General features: G+C 72.2%; 16 protein-coding genes, 1 other RNA gene and 2 pseudogenes. 13 read left to right on the top strand and 6 right to left on the bottom strand.

Annotation, left to right across the window (positions count from 1 at the left end):
• Positions 1-67 precede the first annotated feature (67 nt).
• Positions 68-937 (top strand): hypothetical protein, encoded by an 870-nt coding sequence (locus ACGFNI_RS21065; protein WP_393685826.1) that lies wholly within the window; start codon positions 68-70, stop codon positions 935-937.
• Positions 938-1,128: 191 nt separating this feature from the next.
• Here the strand turns inward: ACGFNI_RS21065 and ACGFNI_RS21060 are convergent, their stop codons facing one another.
• Positions 1,129-1,323 carry a hypothetical protein gene (locus ACGFNI_RS21060; protein WP_393685824.1) on the bottom strand — a complete coding sequence of 65 codons (195 nt, stop codon included), beginning with the start codon at positions 1,321-1,323 and terminating at the stop codon, positions 1,129-1,131.
• Between the two features lie 250 nt (positions 1,324-1,573).
• On the opposite strand from ACGFNI_RS21060, the gene ftsE reads away from it, so the two are divergent.
• The 5 genes from ftsE (at position 1,574) to ssrA (ending at position 5,473) form a co-directional block, all read left to right on the top strand.
• Entirely contained in the window at positions 1,574-2,263 is a 690-nt protein-coding gene (gene ftsE, locus ACGFNI_RS21055; RefSeq protein ID WP_030069385.1) for a cell division ATP-binding protein FtsE, read from the top strand.
• Between the two features lie 9 nt (positions 2,264-2,272).
• Positions 2,273-3,181, top strand: a complete 909-nt coding sequence (ftsX, locus tag ACGFNI_RS21050) for a permease-like cell division protein FtsX (RefSeq protein ID WP_393685822.1) — start codon at positions 2,273-2,275, stop codon at positions 3,179-3,181.
• A gap of 67 nt (positions 3,182-3,248) precedes the next feature.
• Entirely contained in the window at positions 3,249-4,439 is a 1,191-nt protein-coding gene (locus tag ACGFNI_RS21045) for a S41 family peptidase (protein WP_393685820.1), read from the top strand.
• 18 nt (positions 4,440-4,457) lie between these two features.
• Positions 4,458-4,955 carry an SsrA-binding protein SmpB gene (smpB, locus tag ACGFNI_RS21040; RefSeq protein ID WP_393685818.1) on the top strand — a complete coding sequence of 166 codons (498 nt, stop codon included), beginning with the start codon at positions 4,458-4,460 and terminating at the stop codon, positions 4,953-4,955.
• 148 nt (positions 4,956-5,103) lie between these two features.
• Positions 5,104-5,473: a transfer-messenger RNA gene (gene ssrA, locus ACGFNI_RS21035) on the top strand.
• A gap of 125 nt (positions 5,474-5,598) precedes the next feature.
• On the opposite strand, the pseudogene ACGFNI_RS21030 reads toward ssrA, so the two are convergent.
• Positions 5,599-6,449: pseudogene (locus ACGFNI_RS21030) on the bottom strand (MFS transporter); the annotation flags it as partial.
• 113 nt (positions 6,450-6,562) lie between these two features.
• On the opposite strand from ACGFNI_RS21030, the gene ACGFNI_RS21025 reads away from it, so the two are divergent.
• The gene (locus ACGFNI_RS21025; protein WP_393685816.1) at positions 6,563-7,534 is read left to right on the top strand and encodes a LysR family transcriptional regulator; all 972 of its coding nucleotides are present in this window, start codon (positions 6,563-6,565) and stop codon (positions 7,532-7,534) included.
• Positions 7,535-7,559: 25 nt separating this feature from the next.
• On the opposite strand, the gene ACGFNI_RS21020 is transcribed toward ACGFNI_RS21025, so the two are convergent.
• Positions 7,560-8,342: a GIDE domain-containing protein gene (locus ACGFNI_RS21020; RefSeq protein WP_393685814.1), complete on the bottom strand. Its 783-nt coding sequence runs from the start codon at positions 8,340-8,342 to the stop codon at positions 7,560-7,562.
• A gap of 253 nt (positions 8,343-8,595) precedes the next feature.
• Here ACGFNI_RS21020 and ACGFNI_RS21015 point away from each other — a divergent pair, with 253 nt between their 5' ends.
• Positions 8,596-10,005, top strand: a complete 1,410-nt coding sequence (locus ACGFNI_RS21015) for a nitrate/nitrite transporter (protein ID WP_393685812.1) — start codon at positions 8,596-8,598, stop codon at positions 10,003-10,005.
• A 160-nt stretch (positions 10,006-10,165) separates the two neighbouring features.
• Positions 10,166-11,398, top strand: coding sequence for a uroporphyrinogen-III synthase (locus ACGFNI_RS21010; RefSeq protein ID WP_393685810.1), 1,233 nt, complete (start codon positions 10,166-10,168; stop codon positions 11,396-11,398).
• Between the two features lie 73 nt (positions 11,399-11,471).
• On the opposite strand, the gene ACGFNI_RS21005 is transcribed toward ACGFNI_RS21010, so the two are convergent.
• Positions 11,472-12,248 carry a class I SAM-dependent methyltransferase gene (locus ACGFNI_RS21005; protein ID WP_393685808.1) on the bottom strand — a complete coding sequence of 259 codons (777 nt, stop codon included), beginning with the start codon at positions 12,246-12,248 and terminating at the stop codon, positions 11,472-11,474.
• Positions 12,249-12,565: 317 nt separating this feature from the next.
• Between ACGFNI_RS21005 and ACGFNI_RS21000 the strand changes: the two genes are divergently transcribed.
• The 4 genes from ACGFNI_RS21000 to ACGFNI_RS20985 all read left to right on the top strand — a co-directional run bounded on the left by ACGFNI_RS21000 (position 12,566) and on the right by ACGFNI_RS20985 (position 18,287).
• Entirely contained in the window at positions 12,566-13,141 is a 576-nt protein-coding gene (locus ACGFNI_RS21000) for a CGNR zinc finger domain-containing protein (RefSeq protein WP_393685806.1), read from the top strand.
• A gap of 89 nt (positions 13,142-13,230) precedes the next feature.
• Positions 13,231-15,762, top strand: coding sequence for a HelD family protein (locus ACGFNI_RS20995; RefSeq protein WP_393685804.1), 2,532 nt, complete (start codon positions 13,231-13,233; stop codon positions 15,760-15,762).
• 471 nt (positions 15,763-16,233) lie between these two features.
• The gene (locus ACGFNI_RS20990; RefSeq protein WP_393685802.1) at positions 16,234-17,667 is read left to right on the top strand and encodes an NAD-dependent malic enzyme; all 1,434 of its coding nucleotides are present in this window, start codon (positions 16,234-16,236) and stop codon (positions 17,665-17,667) included.
• Between the two features lie 338 nt (positions 17,668-18,005).
• Complete coding sequence (locus ACGFNI_RS20985) at positions 18,006-18,287, top strand: HU family DNA-binding protein (RefSeq protein ID WP_004951951.1); 282 nt, start codon at positions 18,006-18,008, stop codon at positions 18,285-18,287.
• Positions 18,288-18,379: 92 nt separating this feature from the next.
• Here the strand turns inward: ACGFNI_RS20985 and ACGFNI_RS20980 are convergent, their stop codons facing one another.
• Both ACGFNI_RS20980 and ACGFNI_RS20975 read right to left on the bottom strand, forming a co-directional pair.
• Complete coding sequence (locus tag ACGFNI_RS20980) at positions 18,380-19,057, bottom strand: HAD family hydrolase (RefSeq protein WP_393685799.1); 678 nt, start codon at positions 19,055-19,057, stop codon at positions 18,380-18,382.
• Between the two features lie 40 nt (positions 19,058-19,097).
• Positions 19,098-19,637, bottom strand: a pseudogene (locus ACGFNI_RS20975) (GntR family transcriptional regulator); the annotation flags it as partial.
• Between the last annotated feature and the right edge of the window lie 8 nt (positions 19,638-19,645).

Raw genomic sequence — 19,645 nt, 5'->3', positions numbered from 1 at the left:
CCCTGGCGTCGTGGCCCCGAACAGAGATGCTCCATTGACGAGTTCAGCTACTGGGGGTAGCAGACACATGACCAAGAAGACGCGGCTGCGCGTTGCGCGTATTGCGGCCAGCGCGGTGATCGCGGCCGGAGCGTCGCTCACCGCTGCCGGCGCGGCCTCCGCGGCCACGCCCGGCGGCCAGAGCGGCGCGAGCGACTGCAGCCCGCTGGACCCGCTGCACCTGTTCTGCAACGGCGACGGTGGCGACACCGGTGGCGACGACAACGGCGGCCAGGACAACGGCGGCACGGACGGCGGCCAGGAGGACGGCGGTCTGATCGGCGGCCAGGAGACCGGTGGCCAGGAGACCGGCGGTCAGGAAGACGGCGGCCAGGAGAACGGCGGCCAGGAGAACGGTGGCCAGACCGGCGGTCAGGAGACCGGTGGTCAGGAAGACGGCGGCCAGGAGAACGGTGGCCAGACCGGCGGTCAGGAAGACGGCGGTCAGGAGAACGGCGGCCAGGAGAACGGCGGTCAGACCGGTGGCCACGGCAACGGCGGCCAGGAGAACGGCGGTCAGACCGGCGGTCACGGCAACGGCGGCCAGGAGAACGGTGGCCAGACCGGCGGTCACGGCAACGGCGGTCAGACCGGCGGCCACGACGGCAGCACCACCGGCGGCGGCAACACGGGTGGCAGCACCACCGGTGGCGACGGCACCGGCACCGACAACGCCGGCAGCAAGCCGATCGAGCAGCCGAGCCAGTCCAAGGAGCAGATCGCGGACACCCCCGGCCCTGCCAAGCAGCAGGCCAAGGGTGGCGAGCTGGCCGAGACCGGTGCTTCCGGTACGACCTTCCTGCTCGTCGGCGCGGCGACGATGATCGCCGGCGGTATCGGCTTCCGCCTGATGCCCCGCCTGATCAACAAGAACGGTGGCGGCGCGGCAGCGGCCTGACGCCGACCCGTCCACAGTCGAGGGGCCCGGAGTGTGCACACACTCCGGGCCCCTCGGCCGTGCGTCGATACGGCCGGAAACGGCCTGCTGCGCCGGAACGGGCGCCGTACCGCTTCCGCGTACCCGGAGCCGCGCCTTCGGTACGGCCGGTGAGGCGCCGGGCACCCCGGCGGTATGCGGCAGGCGGGCGCTCAGACGGCCTGGTGCAGCAGCAGGCCCACCGCGATCAGGGCCACCAGGAGCGCCAGCAGCATCGCCGGATTGAGCTGGGCGAACATGCCGCCCGCCTGCTGCTGGAGCCGCTCTCTGTTCGCGCGGCACACAGGGCAGCGGCCCTCACTCACAGGGGCCGCGCAGTTGGCGCACACCAATCGGTCGTACGTCATGCGACCTCCTTCTCCACAGCCCCAACGCACGGGGAAGCGTGAGTGTTCCCCTTACCACTGTGCCAGCTCCGTGACGGAACGGCGCGCCCCGCCGGAATGCGCAGCTTTTGTCCCGTAGGCGCCGTGAATAAACGCACCAACCATGGTCGCCGACTGCGCCGCCGTCTGAGGTTCGCGTAGGGTCACGCACACCGACGGGAGCCGCAACCCGGCAACCCGTGTCCCTATCCAGGTCGACCGTGGTGCATCAGTGATCCGATTCGACAACGTCTCCAAGACTTACCCGAAGCAGAACCGCCCCGCACTCAGGGATGTCTCCCTGGAGATCGAGCGCGGCGAGTTCGTCTTCCTGGTGGGGTCCTCGGGCTCCGGTAAGTCCACTTTCCTGCGCCTGCTGCTGCGCGAGGAGCGCGCCAGCCATGGTGCCGTACACGTCCTGGGGAAGGACCTCGCGAAGCTGTCCAACTGGAAGGTGCCGCAGATGCGCCGCCAGGTGGGCACGGTCTTCCAGGACTTCCGGCTGCTCCCCAACAAGACGGTCGGCCAGAACGTCGCGTTCGCCCTCGAAGTCATCGGCAAGCCGCGCGGCCAGATCCGCAAGACGGTCCCCGAAGTCCTCGAACTCGTCGGCCTCGGCGGCAAAGAGGACCGGATGCCGGGCGAGCTGTCCGGCGGTGAGCAGCAGCGCGTCGCCATCGCGCGGGCGTTCGTCAACCGCCCGATGCTGCTCATCGCGGACGAGCCGACCGGCAACCTCGACCCGCAGACCTCCGTCGGCATCATGAAGCTGCTGGACCGGATCAACAGGACCGGTACGACGGTGGTCATGGCCACCCACGACCAGCAGATCGTCGACCAGATGCGCAAGCGGGTCATGGAACTTGAGAAGGGCCGGCTCGTACGCGACCAGTCGCGCGGCGTGTACGGCTACCAGCACTGAAAGGACGCCATGCGCGCCCAGTTCGTCCTGTCGGAGATCGGCGTCGGTCTCCGCCGTAACCTCACGATGACCTTCGCCGTCATCGTCTCCGTAGCCCTCTCACTCGGCCTGTTCGGCGCCTCGCTGCTGATGAGCGACCAGGTCGACACCATGAAGGGCTACTGGTACGACAAGGTCAACGTCTCCATCTTCTTCTGCAACAAGAACGACGACTCCGGCGGTAATTGCGCCAAGGGGGCGGCGACCGCGCAGCAGAAGGCGGAGATCAAGGCCGACCTGAACCGGCTGCCGCTCGTGGAGAGCGTGCAGTACGAGTCCAGTGACCAGGCGTACAAGCACTACAAGCAGCAGTTCGGTGACACGCCCGTCGCCGGTCTGGTGACGCCCGACCAGCTTCCGGAGTCCTTCCGGGTCAAGTTGAAGGACCCGACGAAGTTCGCGGTCATCAAGTCGGCGTTCTCCGAACGGCCCGGCGTCCAGGAGGTGCAGGACCAACGGGGAACCGTCGAGCCGCTGTTCAACCTCCTGGACGGCATGCGGATCGCGGCGCTCTGTGTCATGGGGCTGATGCTGGTCGTTGCGCTGTTGCTGATCGTCAACACCGTGCGGGTGTCGGCGTTCAGCCGCAGGCGGGAGACCGGCATCATGCGGCTGGTGGGAGCGTCCAGCTTCTACATCCAGATGCCGTTCATCATGGAGGCAGCCATCGCGGGCCTGATCGGTGCCGCGTTCGCGTGTGTGCTGATCGTCGGCGGCAAGTACGCGCTCATCAACAACTGGTTGGCGCAGAGGATCAAGGTGGTCGACTTCATCGGCTGGGACTCGGTCGCTTCGGTGCTGCCGCTGGTCCTGCTGATCGGCCTTGTGATGCCCGCGATTGCCGCGTTCTTCGCGTTGCGCAAGTACCTCAAGGTGTGAACTTCGCCAAGGGCGCCGTACGGTCAACTCACCGTGCGGCGCCTTTGCGTCCTCTAGACTCGCGGCCATGTCGGGCACGTCATTGTTCGTCCGGCCCCGCCGCAGCCGCCGCGGGGCGGCCCTGACGTTGGTCGTCGCGAGCGTGCTGGCCACCGGTGCCGCAACGGGCAGTTGGCACGCAGGACGCGAGGGCCGCTCCCACGGAAAACCGGCCGCGGCGCCGGGATCCGGGAGCCGCACCGCGGACCGCGAGGCGGTCGAGGGCGCGGCGGCGCAGGCGATGGCGGACGGCAAGTCCGGTGCGCAGGCCGCGGCGGACGTCGTCAGCCGCAGCGGCGACCGCTGGTCGACGATCTACACGGCCGGCGAATTCGAGGACTTCCAGCGGCAGCTCGACGGCGATTACGTAGGGGTCGGCCTGTGGCTGCGGCAGGCGGCGGGCGGTCGCATAGTGGTCTCCCGGGTACGGCCCGACGGGCCCGCGGCCCGCGCCGGCATCACCACGGGCGACCGGCTGCGCGCCGTCGGCGGCCGGCCGTCCCGCGGCCGTCCGGTGACCGAGGTCGTCGCCCGGCTGCGCGGCGACGGCGGCGGCTCCGGCGGCGAGGGCACCCCGGTCGCTCTCGACCTCCAGCGCGGTGCCAGGCAGTGGAGCGTCACCCTGCACCGCGTCCGCCTCAGAAGCGATGACGTCCGCACGGACCGGCCGGCCGGCGCCGCCGGGCCGACCCGGATCAAGGTCGCGGCGTTCACCAAGGGCACCGGCGCGCAGATCCGGGACGCGGTGCGCGCCGCGGCGCCGCACGCCGGGCTGCTGCTCGACCTGCGCGGCAACACCGGCGGCCTGGTCGCCGAGGCGGTGTCCGCCGCCTCCGCCTTCCTGGACGGCGGTCTGGTCGCCACGTACGACGTGCACGGCAGCCAGCGCGTGCTGTACGCCGACGGTGGCGGCGATACCCGTATCCCCTTGGTCGTCCTCGTCGACGGCGGGACGATGAGCGCGGCCGAGATGCTGGCGGGGGCGCTCCAGGACCGTGGCCGCGCGGTGGTCGTCGGCACCCCGACCTTCGGGAAGGGTTCGGTGCAGATGCCCAGTGCGCTGCCGGACGGTTCGGTGGCCGAGCTGACCGTCGGCCACTACCGGACTCCGGCGGGCCGGGCGGTCGACGGCCGGGGCATCACCCCCGACCTCGCGGCGGGCGACGGTGCCGTGCAGCGGGCCCGCACAGTATTGAGTGGCCTCGGGGGCGGTGCGTAGTGCGAAAATGGCCGCACTATGGCTAAGCAAAAGGGCAAGGACAAGGATCCCGGGCGCAAGCTCGTCGCGCAGCACAAGAAAGCGCGGCACGACTACCACATTCTGGACACCTATGAGTGCGGTCTGGTGCTGACCGGCACCGAGGTGAAGTCGCTGCGGCAGGGCCGGGCATCGCTGGTGGACGGCTTCATCCAGATCGACGACCACGAAGCGTGGCTGCACAACGTCCACATTCCGGAGTACGCGCAGGGCACCTGGACCAACCACAGCGCCCGCCGCAAGCGGAAGCTGCTGATGCACCGCGTCGAGATCGACAAGCTGGCGGCCAAGAGCCAGGAATCGGGCCACACGATCGTGCCGCTGGCGCTCTACTTCAAGGACGGCCGGGCCAAGGTCGAGATCGCGCTGGCCAAGGGCAAGAAGGAGTACGACAAGCGGCAGACGCTCCGCGAGCAGCAGGACCGGCGCGAGACGGACCGTGCGATCTCCGCGGCCAAGCGGCGCCAGCGGTCCTGAGGAGGGCCGGCGGAGGCCGGGCCGGGGAATTCGCTGGCACCCTCGGACGTTGGTCACGTACGATGGCAACGCACCCCACGGAGGGTGTGCAGCAGGTAGCCGTAGCTCAGCTGTCAGGGGTATCGGCTATTTCTTGAAAAAACAACATGGGGATGATCGGTTTCGACAGCGGATGTCGAAGCAGGGGAAGCGAGTCGAGGAAGCGGCAATGATCTCGTTAACCATGTGTCGCAAACAATAATCGCCAATACCAAGCGCGATTCCTTCGCCCTCGCTGCCTAAGTAGCGACTTGCGAAGTGTCAGCCCGGGGGTGTTCCCGACCCGGATCCTGGCATCAGCTAGGGAACTAAACTTCTAGACCCGGTCGCGGGGTATAGAAGGAAATCAAACAGTGACTGGGCCCGTCGGAGACTTGTTCGCGTGATCTCCGGGGCCGAGAAAATCGCAGCGAACTGCACTCGGAGAAGCCCTGATTCCGCACCGTTGGACGCGGGTTCGATTCCCGCCATCTCCACAATTCCCATGTGAGGCCCAGGCCCCGTGTGTCCGTCAGGACACCGGGGCCTGAGTCATGTCCGGGGCCGGTCCTGCGCCGCTCGCGGGGTCAGGGGCGCGGACGAGAAGCAGTGCGGCCGTCAGGGCGAGGGCGGCGGCGCAGGATCCCGCGGCCTGGAGGGCGAGCAGGGCGCCCGCGGCGGACCGGGCGCCGTGGCCGTCCGCGTAGCCGAGCGTCACGATCTCCAGGGAGCCGAAGACCGCGCCGGAGGCGAGGAAGGCCAGGAGGAGGGGTGCCGGGCCGGGGAGCCGGAGCGGGGTGCGGGCGGCGGTGTACGCGGTGCCACGGGCGGTTCGGTGCGGCGCTGGGCGGCGAAGAGCAGCATGCCGGTGAGGAGGAGCGCGGCGGCGAGTGCGGTGCCCGCTTCCGGGTGGACGGCGGTGCACAGCAGGGTGGCAAGCACCGGTCCGAGCAGGAAGCACAGTTCGTCCGCGGCCTGTTCGAAGGCGTGGGCGGTGTGCAGGGCCGCCGGGTCGCCGCGCAGCAGGTGGGCCCAGCGGGCCCGGGACAGGCCGCCGGTGTTGGGGGTGGTGGCGGTCGCCGCGTACGAGGCGAAGAGGGTCCAGGCGGGCGCGTGGTGGTGGACGCAGAGGAGGAGGGAGAGGGAGCCGGCGGCGGCGATGACGGTGGCGGGGACGGCGATCCTGGCCTGGCCGTGGCGGTCGGTGAGCCGGGCCGTCCAGGGGCCGACGAGCGCGGTGGCCGCCAGGCCGGTCGCGGTGACCGCCCCGGCCAGCGCGTACGAGCCGCGGGATCCGGCGATCATCAGCACCGCGCTGACGCTCAGCATTCCCCTCGGCAGCCGGGCCAGAAGGCTGGCGGCGGTGAAGGCGCGGGTGCCGGGGAGGGCGAAGAGGCGGGTGTAGGGGCCAGGCGGGCGGGCCGGGCGGCGTACCGGGGGAGCGGTGACCGGGCGGGCGGCGAGGAAGAGGACCATGCGGAAAGCCTGTGGCCGGGGCCGGTTGGGCGTCCAACACCTGTTCAGGAGGCATTCACGCACCTGGGTTGTGGACGGTTGTCAGGGGTGCGGGCGGCTGGAAGGGTGGCCCGGTGGCGTACGACATCGATCCCCGGCTGCTGCGCGGTTTCCTCGCGGTGGCCGACGAGCTGCACTTCACCCGGGCCGCTGCCCGGCGGTACGTCGCCCAGCAGGCGCTCAGCCGCGATATCCGGCGCCTGGAGCGGGAGTTGGGGGCGCGGCTGTTCGTACGGACGACGCGGCAGGTGACGCTGACGGCGGACGGGGAGCGGCTGCTGCCGTACGCGCGGCGGGTGGTGGCGGCGCACGACGAGCTGGCCGGGGCCTGGGGCGCGGCGCAGGTCAGGCCGTTGCTGGTCGATGTGGGGGTGCCGGTCGGGACCGCGCACCGGGTCCTGGAGGCGGCCAGGGAGCGGCTGCCGGACAGCTGTGAGCTGATCGCCCGCTTCCACAGCGGACTGACGGGCGCGGCCGGGGAGTTGGCGGCCGGGCGTCTCGATGTCTCGTTCGGGAGGTGGGCCGGGCTGCCGGCCGCGGTGCGCACGGGGCTCGCGCACCAGCCGGTGCGGCTGGAGCCGATGGCGGTCCTGCTGGGCGAGGGCCATCCGCTGGCCGCCAGGACCGTCGTGCCGCTCGGTGCGCTGGCAGGCGAGACGCTCTACGCGGGCGCGGGCAACGCGCAGACCGCCGAGTGGACGGACCTGGCCGCCCGGCTCTTCGCGGGCCGCGGGATCGCGATGGCCGCGCCGTTCCCGGAGATCGAGGGCGCGCGGGAGTTCGTCCGGGTGGTGCGGAAGCGGGGGTGGTCGGTGCTGGCGAGTGTGGAGTTCATCGAGGTGCCCGGGATGGTGCTGCGGCCGGTGGCGGATCCGGTGCCGCTGTCGCCGGTGGGGATGGTGTGGCGGAACGGGCTGCGGCATCCGGGGCTCGACGCGCTGCGGGACGCGGCCAGGGAACTGGCCGTGGCGGACGGCTGGTTGGCCGTCCCCGGGGGCGCGTGGTGGCTGCCGCCGGATGACGCGGAGGCGATGGGCATCGCGTAGGAGTTCCGGCGCCGAAACGACAGCCCTACAGCAGATCCAGCGCGTAGGAGAGGGCGAGGAGTACGGCGCCGACCGGTACGCAGGCCCAGGCGAAGACGCCGAAGACGGCCTGTTTGCGCTGCTCGGCGGCGATCAGCTCCTGCTCGGAAGCGGCGGCCATCAGGAACGGGCTGCCGTCCGCGGGGGCGCCCACCGCCAGCTCGCCGCGCTCGTCGTCCCTGGCCTCGCCGCGCGCGTAGAAGCGGGCGCCGGGGGCGACGGCCCATTCCTCCTGCTGGAAGCCGAGGGTGCGTTGATTGCGGGTGATGCCGGGGATGTCGAGGCCGCCGAGCGGTGGGTTGTCGCCGGGCCGGTACACCTCGAACCGGTCGTAGGTCTTCGGCGCCCGGTCGACGACGGCGCCCTCGGGGATGACGGCGGTGCGGCCCGACGCGTCCTCGACGAGGAAGGGCGCGGGGCTGAGGAAGTCGGACACCACCTCGCTCTTCTTGCGGACCTGGCGCGGGCCGTTGCCGCGCGTCTCGTACGTGCGGGTGACGCGGGTGCGGAACCACACGCACTCCGTCCGGCTCAGCTCGGAGGTCAGCGGGCCGGTGGTCGCGGCGCGGGTGACCCCGGCGACCTCGGCGAGCTGCCGGAACGCGCCGGCGCCGACCGCTTCGAGCGCCGCCCGGTGCAGCTGCCCGAGTTCCCCTGCGGCCAGCGTTTCGGTGGTGACCATGGTGCGGATGCGCTTCTTCGCGCGCCGCAATTGGAAGGCGCTCACCACGCCGAGGCCGAAGAGGAAGAGTCCCAGGAACGGAATCATGCGGCCCCCCTTTCTCCCGTCGTGTGGTCCGCCGCGGCCGTTCGCGTGTTCCCCTCTGCGCGGCCCGGCCCGAATCGCGGATCCTACCGCCCTGTTGACCGGGTACGACCGGGTACGGGGGGCGCCCGCGGCGCTGCTCACGGGGCCGCAGGGCGCCCGGTGAGACCACGGTTTCGTCCGCGTCACGGGGCGGCACGGTGCGGAAATCCGGCACGGCTACCGTCGACGGCCTGACCTGACCCTGGGAGAGGCGATGACGGACGAGGCAGCGGCGGACGGCCGCGCGGGTACCGGTGGCCGTACGAGGCGAGGCGGGCGGTGGATCGAGCGGTGGGATCCGGAGGACGCCGGGTTCTGGGCGGCGTCGGGGGAGCGGGTGGCCCGGCGGAATCTGGTGTTCTCGGTGCTGTCCGAGCACATCGGGTTCTCGGTCTGGAGCCTGTGGTCGGTGATGGTGCTCTTCATGGGGCCCGATTACGGGATCGATCCGGCCGGGAAGTTCTTCCTGGTGGCGGTCCCGACGCTGGTCGGGAGCGTGCTGCGGGTGCCGTACACCTTCGCCGTCGCGCTGTTCGGCGGCCGGAACTGGACGGTGGTCAGCGCGCTGCTGCTGCTGGTGCCGACGCTGGCGACGGCGTGGGTGATGACGCCGGGGACGTCGTACCCGACGTTCCTGGTGGTCGCGGCGCTGGCCGGGGTCGGCGGCGGCAACTTCGCCTCGTCGATGACGAACATCAACGCCTTCTATCCGCTGCGGAAGAAGGGCTGGGCGCTGGGTCTCAACGCGGGCGGCGGGAACGTCGGGGTGCCGGTGGTGCAGCTGGTGGGGCTGCTGGTCATCGGGACGGCGGGTGCCGCGCAGCCGCGTCTGGTGCCGCTGGTGTACGCGCCGCTGATCGTGGTCGTGGCGGTGCTCGCGGCGCGGTTCATGGACAATCTGGGGCCGGTCACCCACGACACCGGTGCGGCGCGCGACGCGGCGCGTGAGCCGCACACCTGGGTGATGTCGCTGCTGTACGTCGGCACGTTCGGGTCGTTCATCGGGTACAGCTTCGCGTTCGGCCTGGTGCTCCAGAGCCAGTTCGGGCGCACCCCGCTCCAGGCGGCGTCGCTGACGTTCGCCGGGCCGCTGCTGGGGTCGTTGCTGCGGCCGGTGGGCGGACGCCTGGCGGACCGGTTCGGCGGGGCGCGGATCACGCTGGGGAACTTCGTGGCGATGGCGGCGGCGACGGGAGTGGTGATCCGGGCGTCGGCTGCCGGGTCGCTGCCGGTCTTCCTCGCCGGGTTCACCGCCCTGTTCGTGCTGACCGGCATCGGCAACGGCTCGACGTACAAGATGATTCCGGGGATCTTCCAGGCCCAGGCGGTGCGGCGCGGGCTGGCAGGTGAGGCGGCGGTGGCGTACGGGCGGCGGCTGTCGGGGGCCGCGATGGGGCTGATCGGCGCGGTCGGCGCGCTCGGCGGTCTGGGGATCAACCTGGCGTTCCGGCAGTCCTTCGGGGCGACCGGGTCGGGGACGCCGGCCTTCGTGTCGTTCCTGGCCTGCTACGCGGTGTGCTCCGCGGTGACCTGGGCCGTATACCTGCGGCCCGGCGGGCACGGGGCACGGGCGGGCCGTGCGGCGGCGCGTGAGACGCCGGCGCGGGTCCGTGCGGAGGTCTGATACACCGGCTACCGGAACGGCCCCGTAACAGCCGGGAAATACGGTGGGACCTCGCGTGTCACCTGCCGTTGGCAGGCTCGGCGCTCCGGTACCTCCGTGGCCACGGGCGGCACGGGAGCACCAGGCACCACACCACTCGGGGCGGAGCGGGACGAGGACCATGCAGGTTGAGCAAGGGCAGGCAGAGCCGGCGGACGGCGCGGACGGCCGTGGGACGGACGGACACGAGGCGGACGGGCCGCGGCGGGCGGCGACCGCCCCCGCCGCCGTGCCGCCGCTGGCCGGGTTCACCGTCGGGGTGACGGCGGCCCGGCGGGCGGCGGAGCTGGGGGCGCTGCTGGAGCGGCGCGGCGCACAGGTGCTGCACGCCCCGGCCCTGCGGATCGTCCCGCTGGCCGACGACTCCGAACTGCTGGACACCACCCGCGATCTGATCGGCCACGCCCCCGACGTGGTCGTCGCCACCACCGCGATCGGGTTCCGCGGCTGGGTCGAGGCCGCCGAGGGCTGGGGTCTGGGCGAGGAACTGCTGGCGCGGCTGGCCGGGGTGGAGCTGCTGGCGCGCGGGCCGAAGGTGCGCGGTGCGATCCGGGCCGCCGGGCTGACCGAGAAGTGGTCGCCCGCGTCGGAGTCGATGGCCGAGGTGCTCGACCGGCTGCTGGAGACGGGTGTGCGGGGTCAGCGGATCGCCGTCCAGCTGCACGGTGAACCGCTGCCGGGCTTCGTCGAGGCGCTGCGGGCCGGCGGCGCCGAGGTCGTCGGGGTGCCGGTCTACCGGTGGATGCCGCCGGAGGACCTGGGCCCGGTGGACCGGCTGCTCGACCTGATGACCTGCCACGGCGTGGACGCGGTGACGTTCACCAGCGCGCCGGCCGCCGCCTCGCTGCTGCGCAGGGCCGAGGAGCGGGGGATGGGCGACGAGGTGCTGGCGGCCCTGCGGCGGGATGTGCTGGCGGCCTGTGTGGGCCCGGTGACGGCGCTGCCCCTCCAGGCGCATGACGTCCCCACCCACCAGCCGGAGCGCTTCCGGCTCGGGCCGCTGGTGCAGCTGCTGTGCCGGGAACTCCCCGGCCGGGCGGTGACGCTGCCGGTCGCCGGGCGGCAGCTCGAACTGCGCGGGCACGCGGTGCTGGTGGACGGCGAGCTGCGGCCGGTGCCGCCTGCGGGCATGGCGCTGCTGCGGGCGCTGGCCCGCCGGCCGGGCTGGGTGGTCTCCCGCGCGGACCTGCTGCGGGCGCTGCCAGGCGCCGGGCGGGACGAGCACGCGGTGGAGACGGCGATGGCCAGGCTGCGGGTGGCGCTTGGCGCCCCGAAGCTGATCCAGACGGTCGTCAAGCGCGGCTACCGGCTGTCGCTCGACCCGCACGCGGACACCGACAAGTACGGCGCCTGACCGCGGAGGTGCGGGGTGGTCGTACGGGGCGGCCTCGGGGGAAGGACCGCCCCGTACGAGTTCAGGTCCCGTCTCAGGACGGGTTGTTGACCCGGATCTTGGACTGGCCGTGCTTGCGGGTCTCCCAGTCCTCCATGAAGCGGGCTTCGAGGCCGTGCTTGCGCGCCAGCTTCAGCAGGGTCTCGGTCCGGTAGTAGAAGTCCTCGCGCAGCACCTGGTGTTCGGTGCCCTCGGTGCGGTCGAAGGTGAAGTCGAAGAAGCCGCCGGGGGCCAGGACCCGGCCGACGTGGGAGAAGCATTCGTCGATGACGCTCAGCGGCGAGTGCGAGAAGACGCTGTGGGCGTGCACGACGTCGAAGTGGGCGTCCGGGAGGAACTCCAGCTTCAGGTCCTGAACGATCGTCAAATGCGGCAGCTTGTCCTGGAGTTCGTACGTGGTCAGGGTCTGCTTCGCGGATATCAGGATGTCGGGCGAGATGTCGATGCCGTAGTAATTGCCGCTGTCGAGGTGCGCGATGAAGCGCCAGCCCGCCCGGAGGTTTCCGCAGCCGATGTCGAGCATGCGGTGGCGCGGGGTGAGGCCGTGCTCCGCGAGGTAGTCGAACTGCATCTTGCCCAGGGCCAGCCAGCGGTCGTGGGTCTGGCTGCCGACCGCCGCCTCCGGGTTGCGGCCCGCGTCGGACGCCATCACGGCCCGGTAATAGTCCACGTGGTTGGGGTGCTTGACCCGCAGCCAGGTGTCGCGCGCGGTGCGCTTGACGTACGGAGTGATCTTGGCCGGGTTGCGGACCGCGTAACCGATCTTGTGCGTGATGCTGGAGCGGTTGGTGTTCAGCGATGTGCGCGACATGGAGACCTTCGTCCTGAGGAGCCGGGCGGGTCGGGCGGGGCCGACGGGCGGCGCGGGGGCCGAGCGGAGTGACCGCGGCGCCACGCCCGGGACTATACAGCAGTTGTATACGCCGAATGTATAGAGAGGGGGTATATGGGGGACATGGACTGACGGGCGAGCGTGCACCGCAACGCGGGGGAGCCGGCAGGGTTCCGGCGGGACCGCACGGCGGGGCACTCTGGAGGACGACGCACTCACGGTGCCGGTTGGTTCTCGAAGCCTCTCACCGTTCGGGCAATTCCTCTCGCGCAGTTCGTCTAAGGAGTGACAGGAACATGGCGGCGCCTGACGGCCTGCGGTTCGACTGCGGGCGGATCTGCCTGGACCTGATGGCCACCGACGGCCCGCCGGCCGAACGGCTCACCGGGCCCGAGCAGTTGCGCGCCTGGCTCGCCGGAGCCGGCGTGGTACCAGGGGCCGCACCACTGGACGGCATCGACGGCCGCTGGGTCGCCCGCTTCTGCGCCCTGCGCGCGCTGCTGCGCCGCGTGGTGCAGGACGAACTCGGCGGCCGGGCGGCCACCGGGGACCTCGACCTGCTCAACCGCACCGCAGCCGCCGCCGACCCGCCCGCCGTCCGCGCGGTCCGCGGCCCCGACGGCGCCCTCGTCCGCACCCTCCCCGGCCCGCCCGACTGCGCGGCGCTGCTGGCCGCGGTGGCACGGGACGCGCTCACGCTGCTGACCGACACCGCGGCCCGCGGCCGGCTGCGCCACTGCGAGGGCGAGAGCTGCCCGCTGGTCTACCTCGACACGTCACGGGGGCGGCGCAGGCGCTGGTGCTCCAGCTCGGCCTGCGGCAACCGCGCCCGGGTGGCCAGGCACCGGCGGCGGACGGACCGCTCCCGCTGAGCGTCGCATCACGCGGGGGACCAGGTGCGCGGGCTGCTCGGTTCGCGTACGGTTGACGGCTGCCCTATGAACAGCAGAAGGGGGCCTGGGTGGCCGCGCAGAACGCCACGCACGCACCGGACCACGCTTCGGATCCGTCCGGTGAAGGGGTGCCGCCCGGCATCCGCGACCGGGAGATCGAATCCGAGCAGACGCATCTGGACCGCGTCTACCGGCGCCTTGAGGAGAAGATCCACGAGGCGGAATTCCTGATGGACGACGCCGCCAAGCGCGGCCAGGTCGGCACGCCCGGCGCGTACGCCGAGCGCGACGCCCAGGTCTTCCAGGCCGGCGTCCATCTCAACCGCCTCAATTCCGAGTACGAGGACTTCCTCTTCGGCCGGATCGACCTGCTCCTCGGCAAGGACGGCAAGAAGGGCCCGGACGGGGCGTACACCTCCGTCGAGCCGGCCGACGGCACGATCGTGAACAGCCGCGCGACGATCGCCGAGACGCTGCACATCGGGCGCCTCGGTGTCCTCGACGCCGACTACTCGCCCCTGGTCATCGACTGGCGGGCGCCGGCCGCCGCACCCTTCTACCGGGCCACCCCGGTGGCACCCGGCCGGGTCGTGCGCCGCCGCGTCATCCGCTCCAAGGGCCGCAAGGTACTCGGCGTCGAGGACGACCTGATGCGTCCGGACGTCACGGCGACGCTGCACGGCGAGGAGCTGCCCGCCATCGGTGACGGCGCGCTGATGGCCGCGCTCGGCCGGGCCCGCAGCCACGCCATGCGCGACATCGTCGCCTCCATCCAGGCCGAGCAGGACATGGTGATCAGGGCGCCCGCCGCCTCCGTCACCGAGGTCGAGGGCGGCCCCGGCACCGGCAAGACCGCCGTCGCCCTGCACCGCGCCGCCTACCTCCTCTACCAGGACCGCCGCCGCTACGCGGGCGGCATCCTGATCGTCTCGCCGACGCCGCTGCTGGTCGCCTACACCGAAGGCGTGCTGCCCTCGCTCGGCGAGGAGGGCCAGGTCGCCATCCGCGCGCTCGGCTCGCTCGTCGAAGGGGCGGACGCGTCGGGCGAGGCATACGACCCGCCCGAGGTCTCCCGGATCAAGGGATCGAGCCGGATGCAGAAGCTGCTGCGCAAGGCGGCGCGCGGGGCACTGGAGGCGGCGGCGGGCGGCGAGGCCGCCAGGCCGGCGAAGCCGCGGTCCGGCACCAAGGAAAGGGAAGACGAACGGGCAGGCGCGGACGGCCAGTTGTCCCTGGAGGGCCTCTTCGCCTCCGCGGGCGACCCGGATCCAGGCGAGGACGCCGCGCCCGGCCGTACGGCGGCGCCCGACCGGCTGCGGGTGGTGGCCTTCGGTGCCCGCATCGAACTGGAGGCGGCCGAACTGCGCCGCATCCGGCAGGCCGCGCTCGGCGGCACCGCACCGGTCAACCTGCTGCGCCCGCGCGCCCGCAGGCTGATCCTGGACGCCCTGTGGGCCAAGTCGGGGGCCGACCGGCGCCACTCCGACCCCGAACTGGCCGCCGAGGCCCGCCAGGGCTTCGACGAAGACCTCCTCACCGAACCGGACTTCCAGCAGTTCCTGGACGCCTGGTGGCCGGAGCTGACCCCGCGCGGGGTGCTGGCCGCGATGGCCGACGAGCGCCGGCTCGGCCGCTGGGCCCGCCGCATCCTGACCCCGCGTGAGGCGCGTCTGCTGGCCCGCTCGCTGAGCCGGCTCGACGCCGGGGGTCTGGGCCCGCTGTCGGTGCACGACATCGCCCTGCTGGACGAACTCCAGCTGATCCTGGGCGCCCCGGCCCGCCAGGCCAGGCAGCGCGAGGCCGATCCGCTGGACCACCTGACCGGCCTGGAGGAGCTGACCACGTACGCGGACCGCAACGCGTCGGGCCGCAGCCGCCGGGAGCGCCTGGAGGAGGAGCGCACCGACTACGCCCACGTGATCGTGGACGAGGCGCAGGACCTGACGCCGATGCAGTGGCGGATGGTCGGACGCCGCGGCCGGCACGCCACCTGGACCGTCGTCGGCGACCCGGCGCAGTCCTCGTGGTCCGACCCGGACGAGGCGGCCGAGGCCCGCGACGAAGCGCTCGGCGCCCGCCCGCGCCGCCGCTTCATGCTCACCGTCAACTACCGCAACCCCGCGGAGATCGCCGAACTGGCCGCCAAGGTACTGGCGTTGGCGATGCCCGGCATGGAGTCCCCGGCCGCGGTCCGCTCCACCGGGCTCCGGCCGCGGTTCGCCGTCACCCCGGCGACGGGCGCGCGCGGCGCGGTCACCGACGAGGCGCTGGCGCGGGCCACCGTCGAGGAGGCAGGACGGCTGCTCGGCGAGGTGGAGGGCACGGTCGGGGTGGTCGTGGCGATGCGGCGCAGGGAACAGGCGCGCGGCTGGCTGGCCGGTCTCGGCGACCGGGTGGTCGCCCTCGGCTCCCTGGAGGCCAAGGGTCTGGAGTACGACGCGACGCTGGTGGTCGCCCCCGCGGAGATCGCCGACGAGTCGCCGGCCGGCCTGCGGGTGCTCTACGTCGCCCTGACCCGGGCCACCCAGCAGCTGACGGTGCTCTCCGGCAGCCGCGACGAACCGGACGCCCACGGGGTGCCCGACCTGCTGCGGGACTGAGCCGCCCCGGGCGTGCCCCAAGGGGCCGTCCGGGGGGCGCGGAAAAGGTGGACCGGGACGGGATTCGCTTCCGGGGATGGTTTGTTAGCCTTGGTGACGGCACCGGCTCGATCCAAGCCCCCGGGCCCAACCATCGTCGCTACGAGCGACCACTTGCCGCGAGGCGAGCATGGCGGGTCGGTGCCGTTAAAGCGTGACAACGGGCGTCTCTCCTCCGGGAGAGGCGCCCGTACGCGTTCCGGGGCCCGGCCGGGCGGGACGCTTCGGTCCGCGGCCGGAACCCGCCGCCCGGAAGGGGTTCCGCTCGACAGATCATCTCTCGTATGGTGAAAGCGCCTTTCCGTAATTTGGGGCTGGTTACCGTATACCGGCTGGTAGGTGGGACGATCGGACAACGCGCTCCGGCCCGGCACCCCCGAGTCACGGAGCGGCGCGCAGAGTGAAAACCAGGGAAAGCAGAGGAAGTCGGCCATGGCAACGGCGCCTAGCGTCTCGTATTCGATGACGGTGCGACTGGAAGTTCCCGCGAGCGGCACCGCCGTCAGCCAGCTCACCACGGCCGTGGAGTCCTCCGGCGGGTCGGTCTCCGGCCTCGACGTGACCGCGTCCGGCCACGAAAAGCTCCGGATCGACGTCACCATCGCCGCGACCTCCACCGCGCACGCCGACGAGATCGTGGGCAAGCTGCGCGGCATCGAGGGCGTTTCGCTCGGCAAGGTCTCGGACCGTACGTTCCTGATGCACCTCGGCGGCAAGATCGAGATGTCGTCGAAGCACCCCATCCGCAACCGCGACGACCTCTCGATGGTCTACACGCCGGGTGTCGCCCGCGTCTGCCAGGCCATCGCTGACAACCCCGAGGACGCCCGCCGCCTGACCATCAAGCGCAACAGCGTCGCGGTCGTCACCGACGGCTCCGCCGTGCTGGGCCTGGGCAACATCGGCCCCAAGGCCGCGCTGCCGGTCATGGAGGGCAAGGCGGCCCTGTTCAAGCGGTTCGCCGGCATCGACGCGTGGCCGCTGTGCCTCGACACCCAGGACAGCGACGCGATCGTGGAGATCGTCAAGGCGATCGCCCCCGGCTTCGCCGGCATCAACCTGGAGGACATCTCCGCGCCGCGCTGCTTCGAGATCGAGGCCAGGCTGCGCGAGGCCCTGGACATCCCGGTCTTCCACGACGACCAGCACGGCACCGCCATCGTGGTGCTCGCCGCCCTCACCAACGCGCTGCGCGTGGTCGGCAAGAAGACCGAGGACGTGCGGGTCGTGATGTCAGGCGCAGGCGCCGCCGGCACCGCCATCCTCAAGCTGCTGATCGCGGCCGGCGTGCGGCACGCCGTCGTCGCCGACATCCACGGCGTCGTGCACGCCGGCCGTACGGACCTGGTCGAGGCCGACCCGGACTCGCCGCTGCGCTGGATCGCCGACAACACCAACCCGGAGGGCGTCACCGGCACCCTCAAGGAGGCCGTGGTCGGCGCGGACGTCTTCATCGGCGTCTCGGCCCCGAACGTCCTGGACGGCGACGACGTCGCGAAGATGGCGGACGGCGCGATCGTCTTCGCCCTCGCCAACCCGGACCCCGAGGTCGACCCGGCCATCGCCCGGCAGACCGCGGCCGTCGTGGCCACCGGCCGCTCCGACTTCCCGAACCAGATCAACAACGTCCTGGTCTTCCCCGGAGTCTTCCGCGGCCTGCTGGACGCCCAGTCCCGTACGGTGAATACCGAGATGATGCTGGCCGCGGCCCGCGCGCTGGCGGACGTCGTCCTGGAGGACGAGGTCAACCCGAACTACATCATCCCCAGCGTCTTCAACGACAAGGTCGCGGGCGCTGTGGCCGATGCGGTGCGGGACGCGGCGAAGTCCGCGGATCCGACTGTGACGGGTGCCACGGCGCTCTGAGTACGGCGCGTCGCGGGACCTGCCGTCCCGGACGCGCCCATAGGGTGGCGGGGCAGCAAACGGCCCCCCGCCCTGTGTGGTCGGCCGGCCCGGAGCGGCACGGTTGCGGAACGTCACCAGGATGAGGCGGTGACGGCTTTCCGTGTGACCCTCCAGGGTGCCGGATTGGCTTTACCGCCGCAGGTGGGGGCAGGATGCGTAACCGGGCGCGAGGGTCTGGCAGCAGACCCGGGTCCGGGGACTGTCCGAGGGCCCTGGCAGCATCGGCTTCGCTGTGCCTGATTTGCGGCTCTGCCGCAGGGCACGCCCATTGGCAAGAAGAACACGGGAGTACAAACATGAACCGCAGTGAGCTGGTGGCCGCTCTGGCCGATCGTGCCGAGGTGACCCGCAAGGACGCCGACGCCGTTCTGGCCGCCCTCGCCGAGACCGTCGGTGAGGTCGTCGCCAAGGGCGACGAGAAGGTCACCATCCCCGGCTTCCTCACCTTCGAGCGCACGCACCGTGCCGCTCGCACCGCGCGGAACCCGCAGACCGGCGAGCCGATCCAGATCGCTGCCGGCTACAGCGTGAAGGTCTCCGCGGGCTCGAAGCTCAAGGAAGCCGCCAAGGGCAAGTAAGTCCCTCAGCACGGCTCTGAAGGGCGGCTGCCCCCTCCCCGGGGGGTGGCCGCCCTTCTGTGTGCGCCCGCGCGGACCGCTGGCGGCGTCCCTCAGGCCGCCGGAGCGAAAGGGAGGTCCAGCAGGTCGACGTCCTCCAGAGAAGCGAGCACGGCGGTCCGTGGCCCCGGTGCGATGCCCGGCACGGTCGGCACCGCCAGCAGCCGGCAGCCAGCGGCCAGCGCCGCGGCGGCGCCCGTGGGGGTGTCCTCCACGGCCAGGCAGTCGGCGGACGCGACGCCGATGCGGGCGGCGGCGGCCAGATACGGGTCGGGGTACGGCTTGCCCAGCGGCGTATCGCCCGAGGTCACCGACGTCGCGAAGCGGTCGGCGCCGAGGGTGCGCAGCACCAGGTCCGCGACGTGCCGCTCGGACGCGGTCACCAGGGCCGCCGGTATCCCCAGCGCACGGGCCCGGTCGAGCAGCCGCAGCGCGCCGGGCCGGACGGTGACGCCGGCCGCCACCCGGGCGGTGAAATCACGGTCCAGGATTGCGGCCGTCGCCGCCGTGCCGCGGCCGATGCCGTAGCCGTCCGCCAGCAGTTCGGCGGCGGCGGCCACCGGGGCGCCGGCGAACGGGACCAGCGCATCGGGCCCGTCCGGGGCGCCGTGCGCGCGCAGCAGGCTTGCCACCGTCGCCAGCCACTGGCGCTCGGTGTCGACGAGGGTGCCGTCCATGTCGCACAGCAGGGCTGCGGGGAGGGCGGGGCCCTGGGCGTTCGAAGAGGGCATGCGGGCTCGCAGTTCGCTGGGTGGGGACGGGACGGGGCGGTCAGCCGGCCGGGGTGCGGGCCAGGGGGTTGGCCTGGGCGGAATTGCGCACGGTGAAGACCACCGCGCCGGGGCGGTAGCGGTCGTCGGAGGTCTCGACGGGGCGGCCGTCGGCCGTGGTGGTGGTGCGCCGTACCCGCAGCAGCGGGCTGCCGCGCCGTACCCGCAGCTCCCGTGCGTCGACGGTGCCGGCGGCCACCGCGTCGATGTGGTGCTCGCCGTGCGCGCAGACCAGTCCTGGCGAATCCAGGAGCGCCTGGGTGACGGACTCGCAGTCGGCGGGCAGCGCTTCGACGGCGTCGGCGACCCAGTTCGCGTAGACCGTGCGCTCCAGGAGTACCGGCTCGCCGTCCAGGGTCCGGCGCCGCAGCACCCGCAGTACGGCGGCGCCGGGCAGGACCTGGAGCAGGGCCGCCTCCTCGCCGTCGGCCGTGCCGCGCGCCGTCTGAAGGACCAGGCCGCCCGGGGTGCGTCCGCCGGTCCGCGCCCACTGGGCGAAGCTGCGCAGTTCGGTGAAGCTCTGGCTGGGCGCGGTGCTCAGTTATGACC

The sequence above is a fragment of the Streptomyces sp. NPDC048644 genome, assembly GCF_043199105.1.
In the GTDB taxonomy this organism is placed as follows: domain Bacteria; phylum Actinomycetota; class Actinomycetes; order Streptomycetales; family Streptomycetaceae; genus Streptomyces.
Note: the sequence above shows the minus strand (reverse complement) of the source record. Positions and strands in the feature narration are given on the sequence as shown.